The sequence below is a fragment of the Kurthia sibirica genome (assembly GCF_003143975.1).
GTDB lineage: Bacteria > Bacillota > Bacilli > Bacillales_A > Planococcaceae > Kurthia > Kurthia sibirica.
The window spans coordinates 233,418-249,545 of sequence record NZ_QFVR01000001.1 but is presented as its reverse complement, the minus strand read 5'-3'; the positions used below and the strand labels follow the sequence as shown (position 1 = coordinate 249,545).

General features: G+C 38.4%; 15 protein-coding genes. All 15 read right to left on the bottom strand.

Annotated elements, in window-relative coordinates:
• Positions 1-78 precede the first annotated feature (78 nt).
• Positions 79-1,749, bottom strand: a complete 1,671-nt coding sequence (locus DEX24_RS01205; protein ID WP_109304570.1) for a ribonuclease J — start codon at positions 1,747-1,749, stop codon at positions 79-81.
• A gap of 1,119 nt (positions 1,750-2,868) precedes the next feature.
• Positions 2,869-3,765: a 4-hydroxy-tetrahydrodipicolinate synthase gene (dapA, locus tag DEX24_RS01200; RefSeq protein ID WP_109304569.1), complete on the bottom strand. Its 897-nt coding sequence runs from the start codon at positions 3,763-3,765 to the stop codon at positions 2,869-2,871.
• Positions 3,766-3,789: 24 nt separating this feature from the next.
• Entirely contained in the window at positions 3,790-4,830 is a 1,041-nt protein-coding gene (locus tag DEX24_RS01195; RefSeq protein WP_109304568.1) for an aspartate-semialdehyde dehydrogenase, read from the bottom strand.
• 218 nt (positions 4,831-5,048) lie between these two features.
• Positions 5,049-6,269 carry a M16 family metallopeptidase gene (locus tag DEX24_RS01190; RefSeq protein WP_109304567.1) on the bottom strand — a complete coding sequence of 407 codons (1,221 nt, stop codon included), beginning with the start codon at positions 6,267-6,269 and terminating at the stop codon, positions 5,049-5,051.
• Positions 6,270-6,372: 103 nt separating this feature from the next.
• Positions 6,373-8,499, bottom strand: a complete 2,127-nt coding sequence (pnp, locus tag DEX24_RS01185; protein ID WP_109304566.1) for a polyribonucleotide nucleotidyltransferase — start codon at positions 8,497-8,499, stop codon at positions 6,373-6,375.
• Positions 8,500-8,701: 202 nt separating this feature from the next.
• Positions 8,702-8,971, bottom strand: a complete 270-nt coding sequence (rpsO, locus tag DEX24_RS01180; RefSeq protein WP_109304565.1) for a 30S ribosomal protein S15 — start codon at positions 8,969-8,971, stop codon at positions 8,702-8,704.
• A gap of 146 nt (positions 8,972-9,117) precedes the next feature.
• The gene (gene ribF, locus DEX24_RS01175) at positions 9,118-10,059 is read right to left on the bottom strand and encodes a riboflavin biosynthesis protein RibF (protein WP_109304564.1); all 942 of its coding nucleotides are present in this window, start codon (positions 10,057-10,059) and stop codon (positions 9,118-9,120) included.
• An 11-nt stretch (positions 10,060-10,070) separates the two neighbouring features.
• Positions 10,071-10,982, bottom strand: coding sequence for a tRNA pseudouridine(55) synthase TruB (gene truB / locus DEX24_RS01170; protein ID WP_109304670.1), 912 nt, complete (start codon positions 10,980-10,982; stop codon positions 10,071-10,073).
• A 72-nt stretch (positions 10,983-11,054) separates the two neighbouring features.
• The gene (gene rbfA, locus DEX24_RS01165) at positions 11,055-11,405 is read right to left on the bottom strand and encodes a 30S ribosome-binding factor RbfA (RefSeq protein ID WP_109304563.1); all 351 of its coding nucleotides are present in this window, start codon (positions 11,403-11,405) and stop codon (positions 11,055-11,057) included.
• A 20-nt stretch (positions 11,406-11,425) separates the two neighbouring features.
• Entirely contained in the window at positions 11,426-11,704 is a 279-nt protein-coding gene (locus DEX24_RS01160; protein WP_109304562.1) for a DUF503 domain-containing protein, read from the bottom strand.
• Positions 11,701-13,677, bottom strand: coding sequence for a translation initiation factor IF-2 (gene infB, locus DEX24_RS01155; RefSeq protein WP_109304561.1), 1,977 nt, complete (start codon positions 13,675-13,677; stop codon positions 11,701-11,703). The genes DEX24_RS01160 and infB overlap by 4 nt, the downstream gene beginning before the upstream one ends.
• A 199-nt stretch (positions 13,678-13,876) precedes the next feature.
• Entirely contained in the window at positions 13,877-14,206 is a 330-nt protein-coding gene (locus DEX24_RS01150; protein ID WP_109304560.1) for a YlxQ family RNA-binding protein, read from the bottom strand.
• Between the two features lies 1 nt (position 14,207).
• The gene (gene rnpM / locus DEX24_RS01145) at positions 14,208-14,480 is read right to left on the bottom strand and encodes an RNase P modulator RnpM (RefSeq protein ID WP_109304559.1); all 273 of its coding nucleotides are present in this window, start codon (positions 14,478-14,480) and stop codon (positions 14,208-14,210) included.
• A gap of 17 nt (positions 14,481-14,497) precedes the next feature.
• Entirely contained in the window at positions 14,498-15,622 is a 1,125-nt protein-coding gene (gene nusA / locus DEX24_RS01140) for a transcription termination factor NusA (protein ID WP_109304558.1), read from the bottom strand.
• 18 nt (positions 15,623-15,640) lie between these two features.
• Positions 15,641-16,123: a ribosome maturation factor RimP gene (rimP, locus tag DEX24_RS01135; protein ID WP_109304557.1), complete on the bottom strand. Its 483-nt coding sequence runs from the start codon at positions 16,121-16,123 to the stop codon at positions 15,641-15,643.
• Positions 16,124-16,128: the final 5 nt, after the last annotated feature.

The following is a 16,128-nucleotide window of genomic DNA, read 5'->3' as shown; positions in this document are numbered from 1 at the left end:
CCTTCCTTCAATTGGCGTTAGTTAAAAAAAAGGATTTCCTACCGTATTGGTAAGGAAATCCTTCTTAATCGTCACACCTTAATATTCCATAATAATTGGGATAATCATTGGGCGGCGCTTCGTTTTTTGGAATAGGTAACTATTTAGCGTGTCGCGGATTTCTTGTTTAATAGAAGTCCATTCATATGAACCTTTGCTGACGTATTTTTCAACGACTGTACGAACTTGCTTAGCTGATTCTTCCATTAATTCTTCAGATTCACGTACATAGACAAATCCTCTTGACAGAATTTCTGGACCAGAAGCAATCTGTTTCGTTTTTTTGTTGATTGTCACAACAACGATGAAAATACCATCTTGGCTCAATAATTTACGATCGCGTAATACGATATTACCCACATCACCAACACCGATACCATCGATTAAGACATTGCCGGCATTGACGCGACCAGCCATGCGCATTTTACCATTTTTATATTCTACAATATCACCCTTATCAGCGATGAAAATTTGGTTTTTGTGATAACCAACTGCTTGCGCTAATTTCGAGTGAGCGATTAACATACGATATTCACCTTGAATCGGAATAAAGTATTTTGGTTTCATTAGGTTAAGCATCAGTTTTAAATCTTCCTGAGCACCGTGACCAGAAACATGTACTTTTTTATCTGCTGTTAAAACGTTGACACCCTGCTTAGCAAGTGTGTTCATCGTATTGGCAATTTGAACTTCCATACCTGGAGATGGTGTGAATGTAATAAGAACTGTATCAGTTGTTTTTAAACGGATATCGCGGTGATGCTTGCGGATGATTTTTTCTAAACCTTCTAGTGGTTCACCTTGATTACCCGTAATAATTGCAACGATTTCATTGTCTTCATAATCATTCATCTTACTAACTGGAATAACGAATTCTGGATCGATTGATAGGTAACCTAAACGCATCCCTACTTCGAAAATATTTTCCAAGCTTCTCCCCACTACTACTACTACTTTTCTATTCAAAGCTGTAGCTTGGTCGAATACTTGCTGAATACGAATAAAGTTAGATGCATAACATGCTACTAAAATACGGCCTTCAGCTTTATGGAATGTTTTTTCTAAACGATCTTTAATAACCGTTTCAGAAATCGTATAACCAGGACGTTCTGCTTCAGTTGAATCAGACATTAGTATAAAGACGCCTTCTTCTCCTAATTGAGCCATTTTCGCAATATCAGGTGTATATTTACCACGTGCAGACTGATCGAATTTGAATTCACCAGTATGAACAACAGCACCTTCTGATGTATGGAAAGCAATACCCAACGAATCTGGAATACTATGCGTCGTGTGGAAGAACGTCACAAAAGTCGTTTTGAAATTCATGCGGCTCTTATTTGTCACCTCAAAGAATTTCACTTGGTGAGGAGCCGGTTTGTCTTTCAGATGCTCTTTTGCAAGGGCAATTGTTAATTTAGAACCATAAACAGGTGCTTGGACCTTACTTAATAGATAAGCAATTGAACCAATAGCATCTTCGTGACCATGCGTTAAGAATATACCTTTTACGCGGTCTTTATTTTCTACTAAAAATGACATATCAGGAATGACATAATCAATTCCTAACATTTCGTCCTCTGGAAACATTAATCCACTATCTACGACAAATAGTTCCTCGTCGATTTCTACGACGTACATCGCCTTGCCTACTTCGCTTACGCCTCCTAATGGAATGACGCGAATAACTTCATTTTTTGTTTTAGCCACTTCTTTTCCTCCTATATAATCCCGTACAGCAACCACTTAAATTCATTATAATGCTTGAAACCAATTTTCACAATTAAGAAATGAACTTTTGATGCTATTTTGTTTGTACACTCTGCGTATTACATTACCACTCTATACCTCTAAAACGATAGTACTATGCCTAATATTTCTAAAAATATTGGAAAATTCTAAGGTTTTTAACGGGATTTAGCTAAATCAGTAGATTTTCAGCGTATTTCCCTATAAAATCAATCCCTCTCATAAGTAAATTAAAACAATTCTACATCACCATATCTTCAACACTCCCATGCAAATATCCCTCTTCTTGTATTACATCTTTCTTCACGACATGTTCCCTTCAGCAGGGCTCATAATGTAGCTGTGATTTTAAAGTGAAAAGTTTAACTTATACAGGTGTTACTTACCGGTTGGCTCTGTTTACTTACGGGTTAGCTCGATTTACTTACCGGTTAGCTCCTTTTACTTACCGGTTAGCTCCTTTTACTTACCGGTTAGCTCGATTTACTTACCGGTTGACCCAGCTAGCTCGGATTATGCCCTTAAGTCGGTGGTATTCTTCAGCAGGGATCATTATGTAGCTGTGATTTTAAAGTGAAAAGTTTAACTTATACAGGTGGTATTTACCACTTGGCCCGATTTACTTACCGGTTGACCCAGCTAGCTCGGATTATGCCCTTAAGTCGGTGGTATTCTCCAGCAGGGCTAATAATGTAGATATGATTTTAAAGTGAAAAGTTTAACTTATACAGGTGTTACTTACCGGTTGACCACGTTTACTTACCAGTTGACTCGATTTACTTACCAGTTGACCCCATTTACTTACCGGTTAGCCACGTTTACTTACCAGTTGACTCGATTTACTTACCAGTTGACCCCATTTACTTACCGGTTAGCCCCATTTACTCACCGGTTAGCCCCATTTACTCACCGGTTAGCCCCATTTACTTACCGATTAGCTCCGTTTACTTACCGGTTAGCTCCGTTTACTTACCGGTTAGCTCCGTTTACTTACCGGTTAGCTCCGTTTACTTATTATGGATAGAAAAAACCATTTATTTCTCATATTACTGAGAAATAAATGGTCATTGTTTCAAATGATTAAGCGAATGTTTTTTGAAGTTGGAAATAGTGATCCCAAACTGCATCAAATTTTGCTTTTTCTTCAGCTGTTAGATCAACGATTGGTAAACGAACTACGTCGTTACATAAGCCCATTTTACTTAATGCATATTTTACTGGGCCTGGACTTGGATTAGCAAATAGTTCTCTAATAAGTGGTAGTAATGCTTGGTGAATTTTTGCTGCTTCTTTATGGTTGCCTTCTTTAAATAAAGCAATCATTTTCTGCATATCATTGCCTACAACATGTGCCGCTACTGAGATTACACCTGCACCACCAACCGCAAGAAGTGGTAAAGTTAAACCGTCATCACCACTGTATACTGAAAATGATTCATCCACATTTGCTAGGATGGCTGTCATCTGATCTAAATTACCACTTGCCTCTTTGACGATTTTAATATTGTCAATTTTGCTAAGCTCAACGATTGTTTCTGGTTCAACATTAATACCAGTACGTCCTGGAATATTATAGAGCATAACCGGAATTGTTACAGATGAAGCAATCTCTTTAAAGTGGGCATAAATACCGCGTTGATTTGGCTTGTTGTAATAAGGTGCTACAAGCATGATGCCATCTGCTCCAAACACTTCCACTTTTTGTGCCATAATTTTCGAATAATATGTTTCATTATCGCCAACACCTGCAAAAACAGGTACGCGACCATTTACGCGATCAATAACAAATTTAACAAGATCTAATTTTTCTTCAGTAGACAAAGTGGGTACTTCACCTGTTGTACCGCAAACAATAATTGAGTCTGTACCATTCGTAATTAGATGTTCTATGATTGCTGCTGTATGTTTGTAATCAATTGAACCCCCATCTTGTGTAAATGGTGTAACCATAGCCGTTCCAATATTGCCAATATTCATGTCAAATACAACCCCTTATTTTTATTATAAAATTTCGTCTGCTACCATTGCTTCTGCAATTTGAATTGAATTAAGTGCCGCACCTTTTAATAAATTGTCCGCTACTACCCATAAATGGAAACCGCGGTCGTTTGATAAATCTTTGCGAATACGTCCTACGAATGTTTCATCATGTCCTTCTGCAAATAAAGGCATCGGGTACTGTTGGTTTTTAATATCATCTTGAACGATGACACCTGGAGCATTGCGTAATACTTCACGTAATTCTTCCACCGTTACACCCGACTGTGAAACTTCGATGAACAATGATTCTGAGTGACCAGACACGACTGGTACGCGAACACATGTCGCTGCTACTGGCAAGGCTGGCGCATGCATAATTTTTTTCGTTTCATTAATCATTTTCATTTCTTCGTATGTGAAACCATTATCGGTAAAAACATCAATTTGTGGTAATACATTGCGCGCGATTGGAAAATGTTTCTTATCTCCTTTTACCGGTAAAATGGTAGCTGAAACATTCTTTCCTTCATCCCAAGCTAAACTTTGTGCCTGTAGTTCTTCAATTGCATGAATACCTGAACCTGATACGGCTTGGTATGTAGATACGATTACATTTTCTAGACCAAAAGCTTCACGAATTGGCTCCATTGCAACCACCATTTGAATCGTCGAACAGTTCGGATTTGCGATGATCCCTTTATGTGCTTTTAAATCCTCTCTATTGACTTCTGGAACAACCAATGGCACATTGGGGTCCATACGGAAAGCACTTGTATTGTCGATTACGACAGCACCTCTCTTGGCCGCTTCAGGAGCCAATGTTAATGATACGGAGCCACCTGCACTAAATAATGCGATATCCACACCATCAAATGCTTCTGGTGTCGCTTCTTCAATTGTGTATGTTTGACCAGCAAAGTCCAGCTTATTTCCTGCTGAGCGCTTTGATGCTAGAAGCTTGAGTTTACCAATCGGAAACTTTCGCTTTGCCAGTTGCTCCATCATTTTTGTGCCGACTGCTCCTGTAGCTCCAACAACAGCTACTGTATATTGTTTTGCCATTGCAAACATCTCTCCCTATATATATTTTGATAATGGCGTAATTGTACCATACCCCACATGAATTGTGTATAATAATTCAATTATTTAGTATATTAAAACAATAAATCGTTAAATCATTCTATAAAGTACAGAAATTGAGTATTACCAAGATATTTTCACAACTAATAAAATTAAAAATCAAAAAAATCACCTCGCTAATTAAGAGGTGATTGTTATTTTTATTCACTAATTATAAGGGATCTTGCATATTTATTATTAAAGACTGTATCAATTTGTTGTTGGATAGAGGCGACATTAACATGGTCTAACTCTTTTAATGATTCTTCTACAGAGCGATCATAGCCATGTAGAATTTCATTTTTGGCATTACGTGTCATAAAATCATATGATGTTTCTAAACCTAATAGTAAATTACTTTCTATTTGGCTTTTTGCAGAGGTTAATTCTTCTTGTGTCACACCATGTTCTTTAAAATCTTCAATTACGTCAAAAATAGTTTCTTCCATCAATTTTAGAGAAGCAGTAGATGTTCCGCCATAAATCATAAAGGCACCTGCATCCGCATAAGCCGAGTAGTAAGAGTAGACAGTGTATGCCAATGCTTTTTCTTCGCGTATTTTTTGGAATAAACGTGAAGACATCGAATCACCAAAAATATTATTCATCACCATATGACTAATGAGATGTTCTGAATCGATTGCTAATCCAGGATAACCAATCGCTAAATGAGCTTGTTCAATTTGCGTTTTCTTCACAGTATGGCCTGCATGGAATACAGGTTTGTCAAAGGTGATTTCCTTCCGTTGTTTATCATTGGCAAACTGGTTGAATAACTCAGCGATAAACGCGACTAACCCATCATCTAAATTACCTGCTACTGAAATAACAATTTGATCTGCTGTATAATGTTCACGCATAAAGTTTTGAACCTTATCTCGCGAAAAACTTGCCAAAGTATCGGCAGTTCCTAGTATTGGCGCACCTAGTGGCTGATTAGGAAACATTTCAGCCCATAATCGTTCATCCACATCATCATCCGGCGTATCTTCTGACATCGCAATTTCTTCTAGAATTACTTGTTTTTCTTTTTCCATTTCTCCTTCATCAAAAGTGGAATGAAAGAACATATCAGCAAGAATTTCAATCGTTTCACGAATATGATGATCTAAAGCCACAGAAAAATAACAGGTTTGATCCTTTGCTGTAAATGCATTGGTTTGTGCACCAATGCGATCGAAATCCTCAGCAATTTTTTTAGCACTGCGCTTTGCTGTACCTTTAAATAACATATGTTCAATAAAGTGTGTCAAACCGTTTTCATGTGCTTTTTCATATCGTGAACCAACATTTACCCAAATACCAAATGATACAGAGCGAACATTCGGCATATGCTGTGACACGATACGCAATCCATTTTTACATACTTTCTTTTCTACCAATTAAAGCCCTCCTCTTTCTTTTCAATTGCGGACAAAAAAATAACGGTAAAGTCCAAGGACTGGACTTTACCGAATTTAAAAATAACAATTGTCTCATTGGACATTAGTTATTGTCAGTTGCACGCTCTTTTTCTTCAGCAACAACGATTTTACGAGAAAGATTAACGCGGTTTTGACGGTCGATTTCGATACATTTAACCATTAGCTCATCGCCAATATTCAACACATCTTCGACATTTTTCGTACGTTCATCTTGGATTTCAGAGATGTGTAATAAACCATCTTTACCCGTGAAGATTTCTACGAATGCACCGAATTTTTCAATGCGTTTAACAGTACCTAAGTAGTACTCGCCAACTTTTGCTTCACGAACAATGCTTTCGATAATCTCTTGAGCACGTTGAATCATCGCTTCATCAGTTGATGAAATGAAGATTGTACCATCTTGCTCCGTATCGATTTTAACGCCAGTTTCATCAATAATTTTATTGATTTGTTTACCACCCGGTCCAATTACATCACGGATTTTATCTGGGTTAATATGAATTGATTTAATTTTTGGCGCGTATTGTGATAATTGTTCACTCGGTTTAGAAATTGTTTCTAACATTGATTCAAGGATGATCATACGACCGTGTTTCGCTTGTGTTAATGCTTCTTCTAAAATCGTACGTGATAGGCCATCAATTTTGATATCCATTTGTAGTGCAGTAACACCTTTAGCTGTACCTGCTACTTTAAAGTCCATATCGCCTAAATGATCTTCCATGCCTTGAATATCCGTAAGAATTGAATAATGTTCACCTTGCTTAATAAGACCCATCGCGATACCTGCTACTGGCGCTTTTAATGGTACACCGGCATCTAACATTGCCAATGTTGAACCACAAATAGACGCTTGTGAAGTAGAACCATTTGACTCAAGTACCTCTGATACACAGCGAATTGTGTACGGGAAGTCTGCTTCATCTGGAATAACTGCTGATAATGCACGTTCCCCTAAAGCTCCGTGTCCAATCTCACGACGACCTGGACCACGTATCGGACCCGTTTCACCTACTGAGAATTGTGGGAAGTTATAGTGATGCATAAAGCGTTTATTTTCTTCAACACCTAGTCCATCAATAATTTGAACATCGCTTAGTGAACCTAATGTACAAATAGATAGCGCTTGTGTTTGTCCACGAGTAAATAGACCCGAACCATGCGTACGTGGTAATAGACCTGTTTCAGATGATAAAGGACGGATTTCGTCTAATTTACGACCATCTGGACGTACTTTATCTTCAGTGATTAAACGACGAACTTCGTCTTTAACCATCTTATCTAAAATTTCGTAGACTTCTTTTAATGAAGCTGCTGGATCTTTTTCATCGGCAAATTTCACTTCGTAATCTGCAATTACGATTGCTTTAACTGCTTCGATTGCCACGTCACGTGCATGTTTTTCATGTGTTTGGATGGCTTCGTTCATCGCCACTTCGTGAACTGCTTTAATTTCTTCATAAAGTTCTTGATTGATTGTTTTTAATTCAATTTCCATTTTTTCTTTGCCACATTCAGCAGCAATTGTTTCTTGGAAAGCAATTACTTTTTTAATCTCATCATGACCGAAAACGATTGCTTCAAGCATTGTTTCTTCAGGTACTTCTAAAGCGCCTGCTTCCACCATGTTGATGGCATCTTTTGTACCAGCTACAACAAGGTTAATCAATGATTCTTTTAGTTGTTCTACCGTTGGGTTGACGATAAATTTATCATCGATCATACCAACTGTAACACCGGCAATTGGTCCATCAAAAGGAATATCAGAAACCATTAACGCTAGTGACGAACCAACCATTGCAGCCATTTCTGAACTACAATCAGCATCATTTGACATAACCATAGAGATTACTTGAACTTCGTTACGGAAACCATCTGGGAAGAGTGGACGGATTGGACGGTCAATTAATCTAGAAGTTAAAATAGCTTTTTCAGAAGGGCGTCCTTCACGTTTAATGAAGCCTCCTGGAATTTTACCTGCAGCATACATTTTTTCTTCGTAGTTCACTGTTAGTGGAAAGAAATCTAATGGTTTAGGTTTACGTGACGCTGTGGCATTTGACAATACAACAGTATCTCCGTAGCGTACTAATACTGAACCATTTGCTTGTTTGGCTAACTGGCCTACTTCGATAACTAGCGGTCTGCCAGCCCATTCATAGGTATATACCTTCTTTTCGTTCATTTAATGAACTCCTCTCTCAAAAACCTTTTTTACCATTTATTTTATTTATGTAATCACTAGCTATTTTATCAAATACAGGGTTATTTTGCGAAGCATTTCATGCTTGATCAGCTATTTTTAATATGGGTGTTTGTGTGATTGACATAATTATCGTAAAACATAAAGAAAAAAGCGGGGCAAGCCCGCTTTTAACAAGTGCATTTTATCGACGTAAGCCGAGTTTTGTAATTAATTCACGGTAAGCAGTAGGTTTGTTGTCACGTAAGTACTTAAGTAAGTTACGACGACGTCCTACCATTTTGAATAAACCGCGACGTGAGTGATGATCTTTTTTATGAGTACGTAAGTGCTCATTTAAGCTGTTGATATCTTCTGTTAGTACAGCAATTTGTACTTCTGAAGAACCAGTATCACTTTCATGCGTGCGGTATTCAGCGATAATTTCGTTTTTGCGTTCTTGTGTTAATGCCATCTGAATACACCTCCCAAATTATAAAATATTCCCTAACACTGAGTCGTTCGTTGGAGACTCGAAACGCCAAGTGAAGGTTCTGTGCTTGTATCAAGTCACTTATGAAATAGTAACATAAAGAATTACGTCATGCAACCATTTCAGCCTCATTTAAAATAATCAATTGATACTTGCTTATCTTTCCGTAATTGTGCGACTAGTGCGTCAATACCATTGAATTTTTCTTCATCGCGAACCCATGCATACCAGTCGATGATTACTTCTTCACCATAGATATTTTTATCGAAATCATTAATATGAACTTCGATGCTTAAATTCTTTTCATCAGGGTTTTTAAACGTTGGTTTATAGCCGACATTGCAGATCCCTGTATACCAATCGTTTTGCACAGACAACTTTACAACATATACACCATTTGCAGGTATAAAGCTTCCTTCATCAACACTTACATTCGCTGTTGGGAAACCGATTGTACGTCCACGCTTATCACCATGGATTACAACACCTGGCGTACTATATGGACGACCTAATAACTGATGGACTGTAGCCATATCGCCATCCTTTAATAATTTCCGTATACGTGTAGAACTGATTTTCTCATCATTCTCTTGTTGTTTTTCAACAATTTGCACAGTAAAACGGCCTTTACTTAAGTTTTGCATCACCTGCATGGTTCCCTGTCCTTTTTTACCAAATGTATAATCAAAACCGGCTGTCACATGTTTCACCTGTAATTTTTCAATGAATAACTCAATGAATGTTTCTGGTGAAAGCTGGGCAAAATCAGATGTGAAACGCACGACAAATAAGGTGTCGACATCTAGTCTTTCTAAAATCTTTATCTTTTGTTTTAACGGTGTAATATAAAATACAGGATCTTTACTTTGACCTAAAACGATTGATGGGTGTGGATCAAACGTCATAACAGCTAATTTAGTTGCGGTGTTTTGCGCTTTAATACTAGCTTGTTTAATAACCTCTTGATGTCCTCTATGTACACCATCAAAAAAACCAAGCGCTAATGAATAAGGACCTTCAACTTCATTTGATGTCAGATCATGTGGATAAGATAATTGAACAACTTTCATACGATTGCCTCCTAGTCAACTTTTGGAAACATTTTTTCGGGCTTCATAAGTCCTGCTTTTGTAGGATGGGCAATATACACCGCCACAGCCTTATTATTTTCCATAAATACTATTTTATCAGATTGTAACAAAGAAGTGTGCATAGGAAGTACTGCACCATTCAAAATATCCTTACGATTTTCAGCTGTTATTTCTGCAGATGGATAGTCTTCAAGAGCCGTTTCAACTGGACGTAAAATAGCTGACGCTTCACCAGCATCTGTCAACTCTTTTAATTGAGCAAGCGTTACACATTGTTGTTGCGTATACGTACCAGACATCGTGCGAACAAGTGACTTCATATGGGCTGGATAACCTAGAATTTCACCTATTTGTACAGAGAGTGTACGTATATACGTACCTTTCCCACACTGTATACGCAGTGCAAATTCAATCGTTTCACCACTATACTGTGTGGCATCATCAAGCAGCTCAAGTGCATGGATTTTTACGATGCGACTTGGACGCTCTACGGTTTCACCTGCTCGAGCATAGTCATACAATCTACGCCCGTTGACTTTAACTGCTGAGAACATCGGTGGTGTTTGCGTAATTTCCCCAGTGAGTTGTGCTAATGCAGCTAGTAGCTGTTCGCGCGTAATCGTCTTTTCAGTCGAATCATTCAGTACAATGTCACCCTCGGCATCTTCAGTTGTCGTCGCTTTACCAATAGATATAATGGCTTCATATGTTTTACCAGCATCTTGAATATATTCTGCCAAACGTGTTGCATGACCAATACAGATTGGTAAAACACCTTCCACAGCTGGATCAAGCGTACCGGTATGGCCTACCTTTTTTGTCCCTAAAATTTTCCTTACTTTAAACACACAGTCATGCGATGTCATGCCTGCTTCTTTCCATAAAGGAAGAATTCCGTGAATACCCATCATTCAAACTCCTTTTTGTCATATAAAAAAGGGGTTGTCCGCTTGGAACAACCCCTCATTATACGATTAATTTTTTTCAGATTCGTGCAGTTTGCGTAACAAATCATCAATATGATTACCGTATGCTGCAGAGGGATCAAAAGCAAAGAATAATTCTGGTGTAATGCGCAAACGAATGCGACTACCAATTTCAGAGCGGATAAAGCCTTTCGCTTTTTCCAGACCCTTCAATGTTTCTTTTTTCTCTCTTTCTGTACCCATACTTGTAATATAAATTGTTGCTTGTTGTAAATCACCAGTTACTTCAACATCTGTAACCGTGATGAAACCGACACGTGGATCTTTCAGTTTACGTCCAATAATGTCGCCAAGCTCTTTTTTCATTTGCTCAGCAACTCGGTTAGCGCGTAATGTCATAATCGATTCACCTCTATTTCTTATAAATACTCTCGATAGACATCGAGTAGTTGCCATTGCGGGTTTGACTCAAGATGTTCCAGCGCACGATCCATCTCTCGATCAGCTGCTTGCTTACTAGCTGCAACTGTCACAAGCGATAATTTTGTACGCTGCCAAACATTTTGATGATCAATTTCTGCTAAGGCTATATTGTAGCGTTGCTTCGTGCGTATTTTCATACCCTCTAGCACCGCTCTTTTTTCTTTTAAAGACTGTGCAGTAGGAATTAAAAATTCACATTCTGCATAGACGATCATTTACGTTTGATTTCTTCCATTACGAACGCTTCGATTACATCTTCAACTTGAATATCATTGAATTTATCGATTGTGAAACCACATTCGTAACCTTTCGCAACTTCTTTGGCATCATCTTTGAAACGTTTAAGTGAAGATAATTCGCCTTCAAAAATAACGATTCCTTGACGGATTACACGAACGCCTGCGTCACGAACTAGCTTACCTTCAGTAACGTAACCACCAGCGATTGTACCGACTTTAGAAACTTTGAATGTTTCACGAACTTCAGCAGAACCGATGATTTTTTCTTCGAATTCTGGATCAAGTAAACCTTGCATAGCAGATTCGATTTCTTCAATTACTTTGTAGATGATTTTGTGTAGGCGAATATCTACGCCTTCAGCTTCAGCAGCACGTTTAGCATTCGTATCTGGGCGAACATTGAACCCGATAACGATTGCATTTGATGCAGCAGCAAGTGAGATATCAGACTCTGTAATTGCGCCAGCGCCTGTATGGATAATCTTAACGTTTACGCCTTCAACTTCAATTTTCATTAAAGATGCAGCCATTGCTTCAACAGTACCTTGTACATCTGCTTTAACGATTAAGTTTAATTCTTTCATATCACCTTGTTTTAACTGGTCGAATAAATTATCAAGTGTTACACGTTGACCTTCGCCACGTTGTTCTTGGATGGCAGTCATTTCACGTGCTTCAGCAACTTGACGAGCAGATTTTTCATCGTTGAATACAACAAAACGGTCACCCGCTTGTGGTACATCACTTAAACCAGTAATTTCGACTGGTGTTGATGGGCCTGCTTCTTTTACGCGACGACGTTGATCATTGACCATTGCACGAACACGACCGTGAGCATGACCTACTACGATTGGATCGCCGACTTTAAGCGTACCATTTTGAACTAATAGGGTAGCAACTGAGCCACGACCTTTATCAAGTTGTGCTTCGATTACTGTACCCATTGCGTTACGATCTGGATTAGCTTTTAATTCGCCTACTTCAGATACTAGAAGTATCATTTCAAGTAATTGTTCGATTCCTTCACCTTTAAGTGCTGAAATTGGTACAAAGATTGTATCTCCGCCCCAAGCTTCTGATACTAAACCATGCTCCATTAACTCTTGCATAACACGATCAGGGTTAGCTGAAGGTTTATCCATTTTGTTAACTGCGATGATAATTGGAACCTCTGCTGCTTTTGCATGGTTGATTGCTTCAACTGTTTGTGGCATTACACCATCATCTGCTGCTACTACTAAGATTGTTAAATCAGTTACACGAGCTCCTCGTGCACGCATTGTTGTAAAGGCTGCGTGTCCTGGAGTATCTAAGAACGTGATTTTTTTGCCGTTGACATTTACTTGGTAAGCACCGATATGCTGTGTAATACCGCCTGCTTCACCAGCAGTAACTTTTGTGTTACGGATAGAATCTAGTAAAGTTGTTTTACCGTGATCGACGTGACCCATAATTGTAACAACTGGTGGGCGTTCAACTAGGCCAGCATCTTGAACTACTTCTTCATCTTCGAAGTACGTTTCTAAATCTGTTTTATCAATGCGAATTTCTTCTTCAACTTCAACTTCGTATTCAGAACAAATTAACTCGATCGCATCTTTGTCTAACTCTTGGTTAATTGTTGCCATTACACCAAGAAGGAATAATTTTTTAATAATTTCTGAAGGTTCACGACCTAATTTTTTAGCTAGTTCACCTACTGTTAATGTTTCATAGAAAGTGATTTTAGCTGGTAATTCTTTTGGTGCTACAGGTTGAGGAGCTGGACGGTTTCTACGACGTTGTCCTCCGTTAATACCTGGACGACGACGTTGTGGGCGTGCTCCACCTTGTGCTCCGCCTTTTTGTCCTCCGCGATTTTGTCCTCCGCGTGCTGCGTTTGCGTTTCCACCAGTGGCTGGACGGCTGCTTGATGAATTATTAGTTTTATTATTAGGGTTATTTGTCATAGTACATCCTTATTCATATTGAATTTTTAAGTATTCGCTATTAGTAACTTAGATTGTCATCTACTAATAGCAGGACGAGTTCCTGGCTGTCCTTCGGCTTGGTAAATGATGACTCGGGCGATATAAGGAAGATCAAAAGATTATTTTGATTTTACGACGAATAGTCTTCGTACCTTCTCATACCCGTCATAAAATATTTTTATGCCTCAGTTTCAGCTTCAAGTTCCGTAAGTAGTTGTTTTAGTTTTTTAGCGAAGCCGTGATCTGTTATTGCTAACGACACACGTTCCTCTCTTCCAGTAGCATGACCAAGTGCATCGCGCGTACTGAACTCAAACAATTTAACCGAATACGAGTTACATTTATCACGCAATTTTTTTTGCGTGTTTTTTGAAGCATCTGTGGAAATGATGACAAGTTTTGCTGTTTGCCCTCGAACTTCCTTCACCACTTGTTCTTCGCCTGATACTACTTGTCTAGCTCTTGCAGCAATTCCTAGTAAATTTAAAATGGCTTGTTCTGTTGACATATTATTTACCCTCTCGAATTGCAGTTAGCAAGTCTTCATAGATTTCTGTTGGTATGTCCACACCTAAATGATGCTTGAACACATTTTTCTTTTTAGCTTGTTCTACCGCTGCTTCCGACTTAGAAACATAGGCACCGCGACCAGATTTTTTACCTGTAACGTCGACGGACACTTCGCCTTCTTTTGAACGAACGATACGAATCATGTCCTTTTTAGGAAACATTTCGCCTGTCGCGACACATTTTCTTAATGGTACTTTACGATTGACCGGCATTTGTACTCACCTTCCAATTAGTCTTCGTCGCTATAAAGGTCGATATTTTCAGCAGGTTGCTCTTCTTCAACGATAACGATGCGGGCATTTGCTGGATCGTATAAACCTTGTTCAAGAGCATCAGTTTCTGATTTAATATCAATTTTCCAACCAGTTAATTTAGCTGCTAAACGGGCATTTTGACCACGTTTACCAATCGCTAATGATAACTGATAATCAGGTACGACAACTAATGTTGATTTTTCTTCTTCATTCACTTGTACATCTAATACTTTAGATGGGCTAAGTGCATTCGCTACGAATTCAACTGGGTCTTCAGACCACTCAACAATATCAATTTTTTCACCATGTAGTTCATTGACAACTGCTTGTACACGTGCGCCTTTAGAACCAACACATGAACCTACTGGATCGACTTCTTCTTTATTTGCTACTACAGAGATTTTAGAACGATCACCGGCTTCACGAGCGATTGATTTGATTTCAACAGTACCCTCAAAAATTTCAGGAACTTCTAATTCAAATAATCGGCGTAAAAGACCTGGGTGGGTTCTTGATACAAATACTTGAGGTCCTTTTGAAGAACGTTCCACTTTTGTAATATACACTTTAATGCGATCATGTGGGTTGTATACTTCACCTGGAATTTGTTCATTTTGTGGTAATACTGCTTCAATTTTGCCAATACCAACATAGATATTACGCGGATCTAAACGTTCAACAATACCGTTAATAATATCATCTGCACGATCAACATATTCTTCGTAGATTAATCCACGTTCAGCTTCACGGAAGCGTTGCGTAACAATTTGCTTGGCAGTAGTTGCTGCAATACGACCGAAGTCGCGTGGTACTTCTTCTTCTTCCACTACATCGCCAATTTCGTAAGAAGGATTGATTACTTGCGCATCTTCTAATGAGATTTGTAAGCGCTCATCTTCCACTTCTTCCACAACATCTTTACGTGAGAAAAGATGCATTGTACCACGATCTAAGTTCAAATCTACACGTACATTAGCTGCTTGATCATAGTTCTTTTTATATGCATTGATTAATGCTGCTTCGATTGCATCCACGATTATTTCACGTGAAATCCCTTTTTCTTCAAGTGCTTTTAAAGCACCTACTAGTTCCTTACCCATTTTTCGTTCACTCCTAGATTATTGTTCTTTTGAGAAATCAATTGCAAGACGAGCCATCGCAATTTTTTCTTTTGGAATTAATACTTTTATTTTTCTTGTTTTAATTAACATATTTAATGCAGCGCCCTCATCAGTATACGATGTTAGATAACCTTCAAAAACTTTTCTACCATCAATTGCCTCATATGATTTAATATGCACATATTGATCCACTGCTTTTTCGAAATCTGAATCCTTTTTCAAAGGACGTTCTGCTCCTGGTGAAGATACTTCAAGGTAATAATTTTGTGAAATCGGGTCATTAACATCAAGTAATTCGCTCAATTTCTCGCTTACTTGCGCACATTGACTGATATCAATATTGCCTACAGGAGTATCAACATATACACGTAGAAAATGATCGCGCCCCTCTTTCACAAATTCAACATCGACTAGCTCTAGCTTTAGCTCCTCAACGATTGGTTTTGCAAGTTCTTCGATTTCTAATGTGATTTTGCTCATACAAT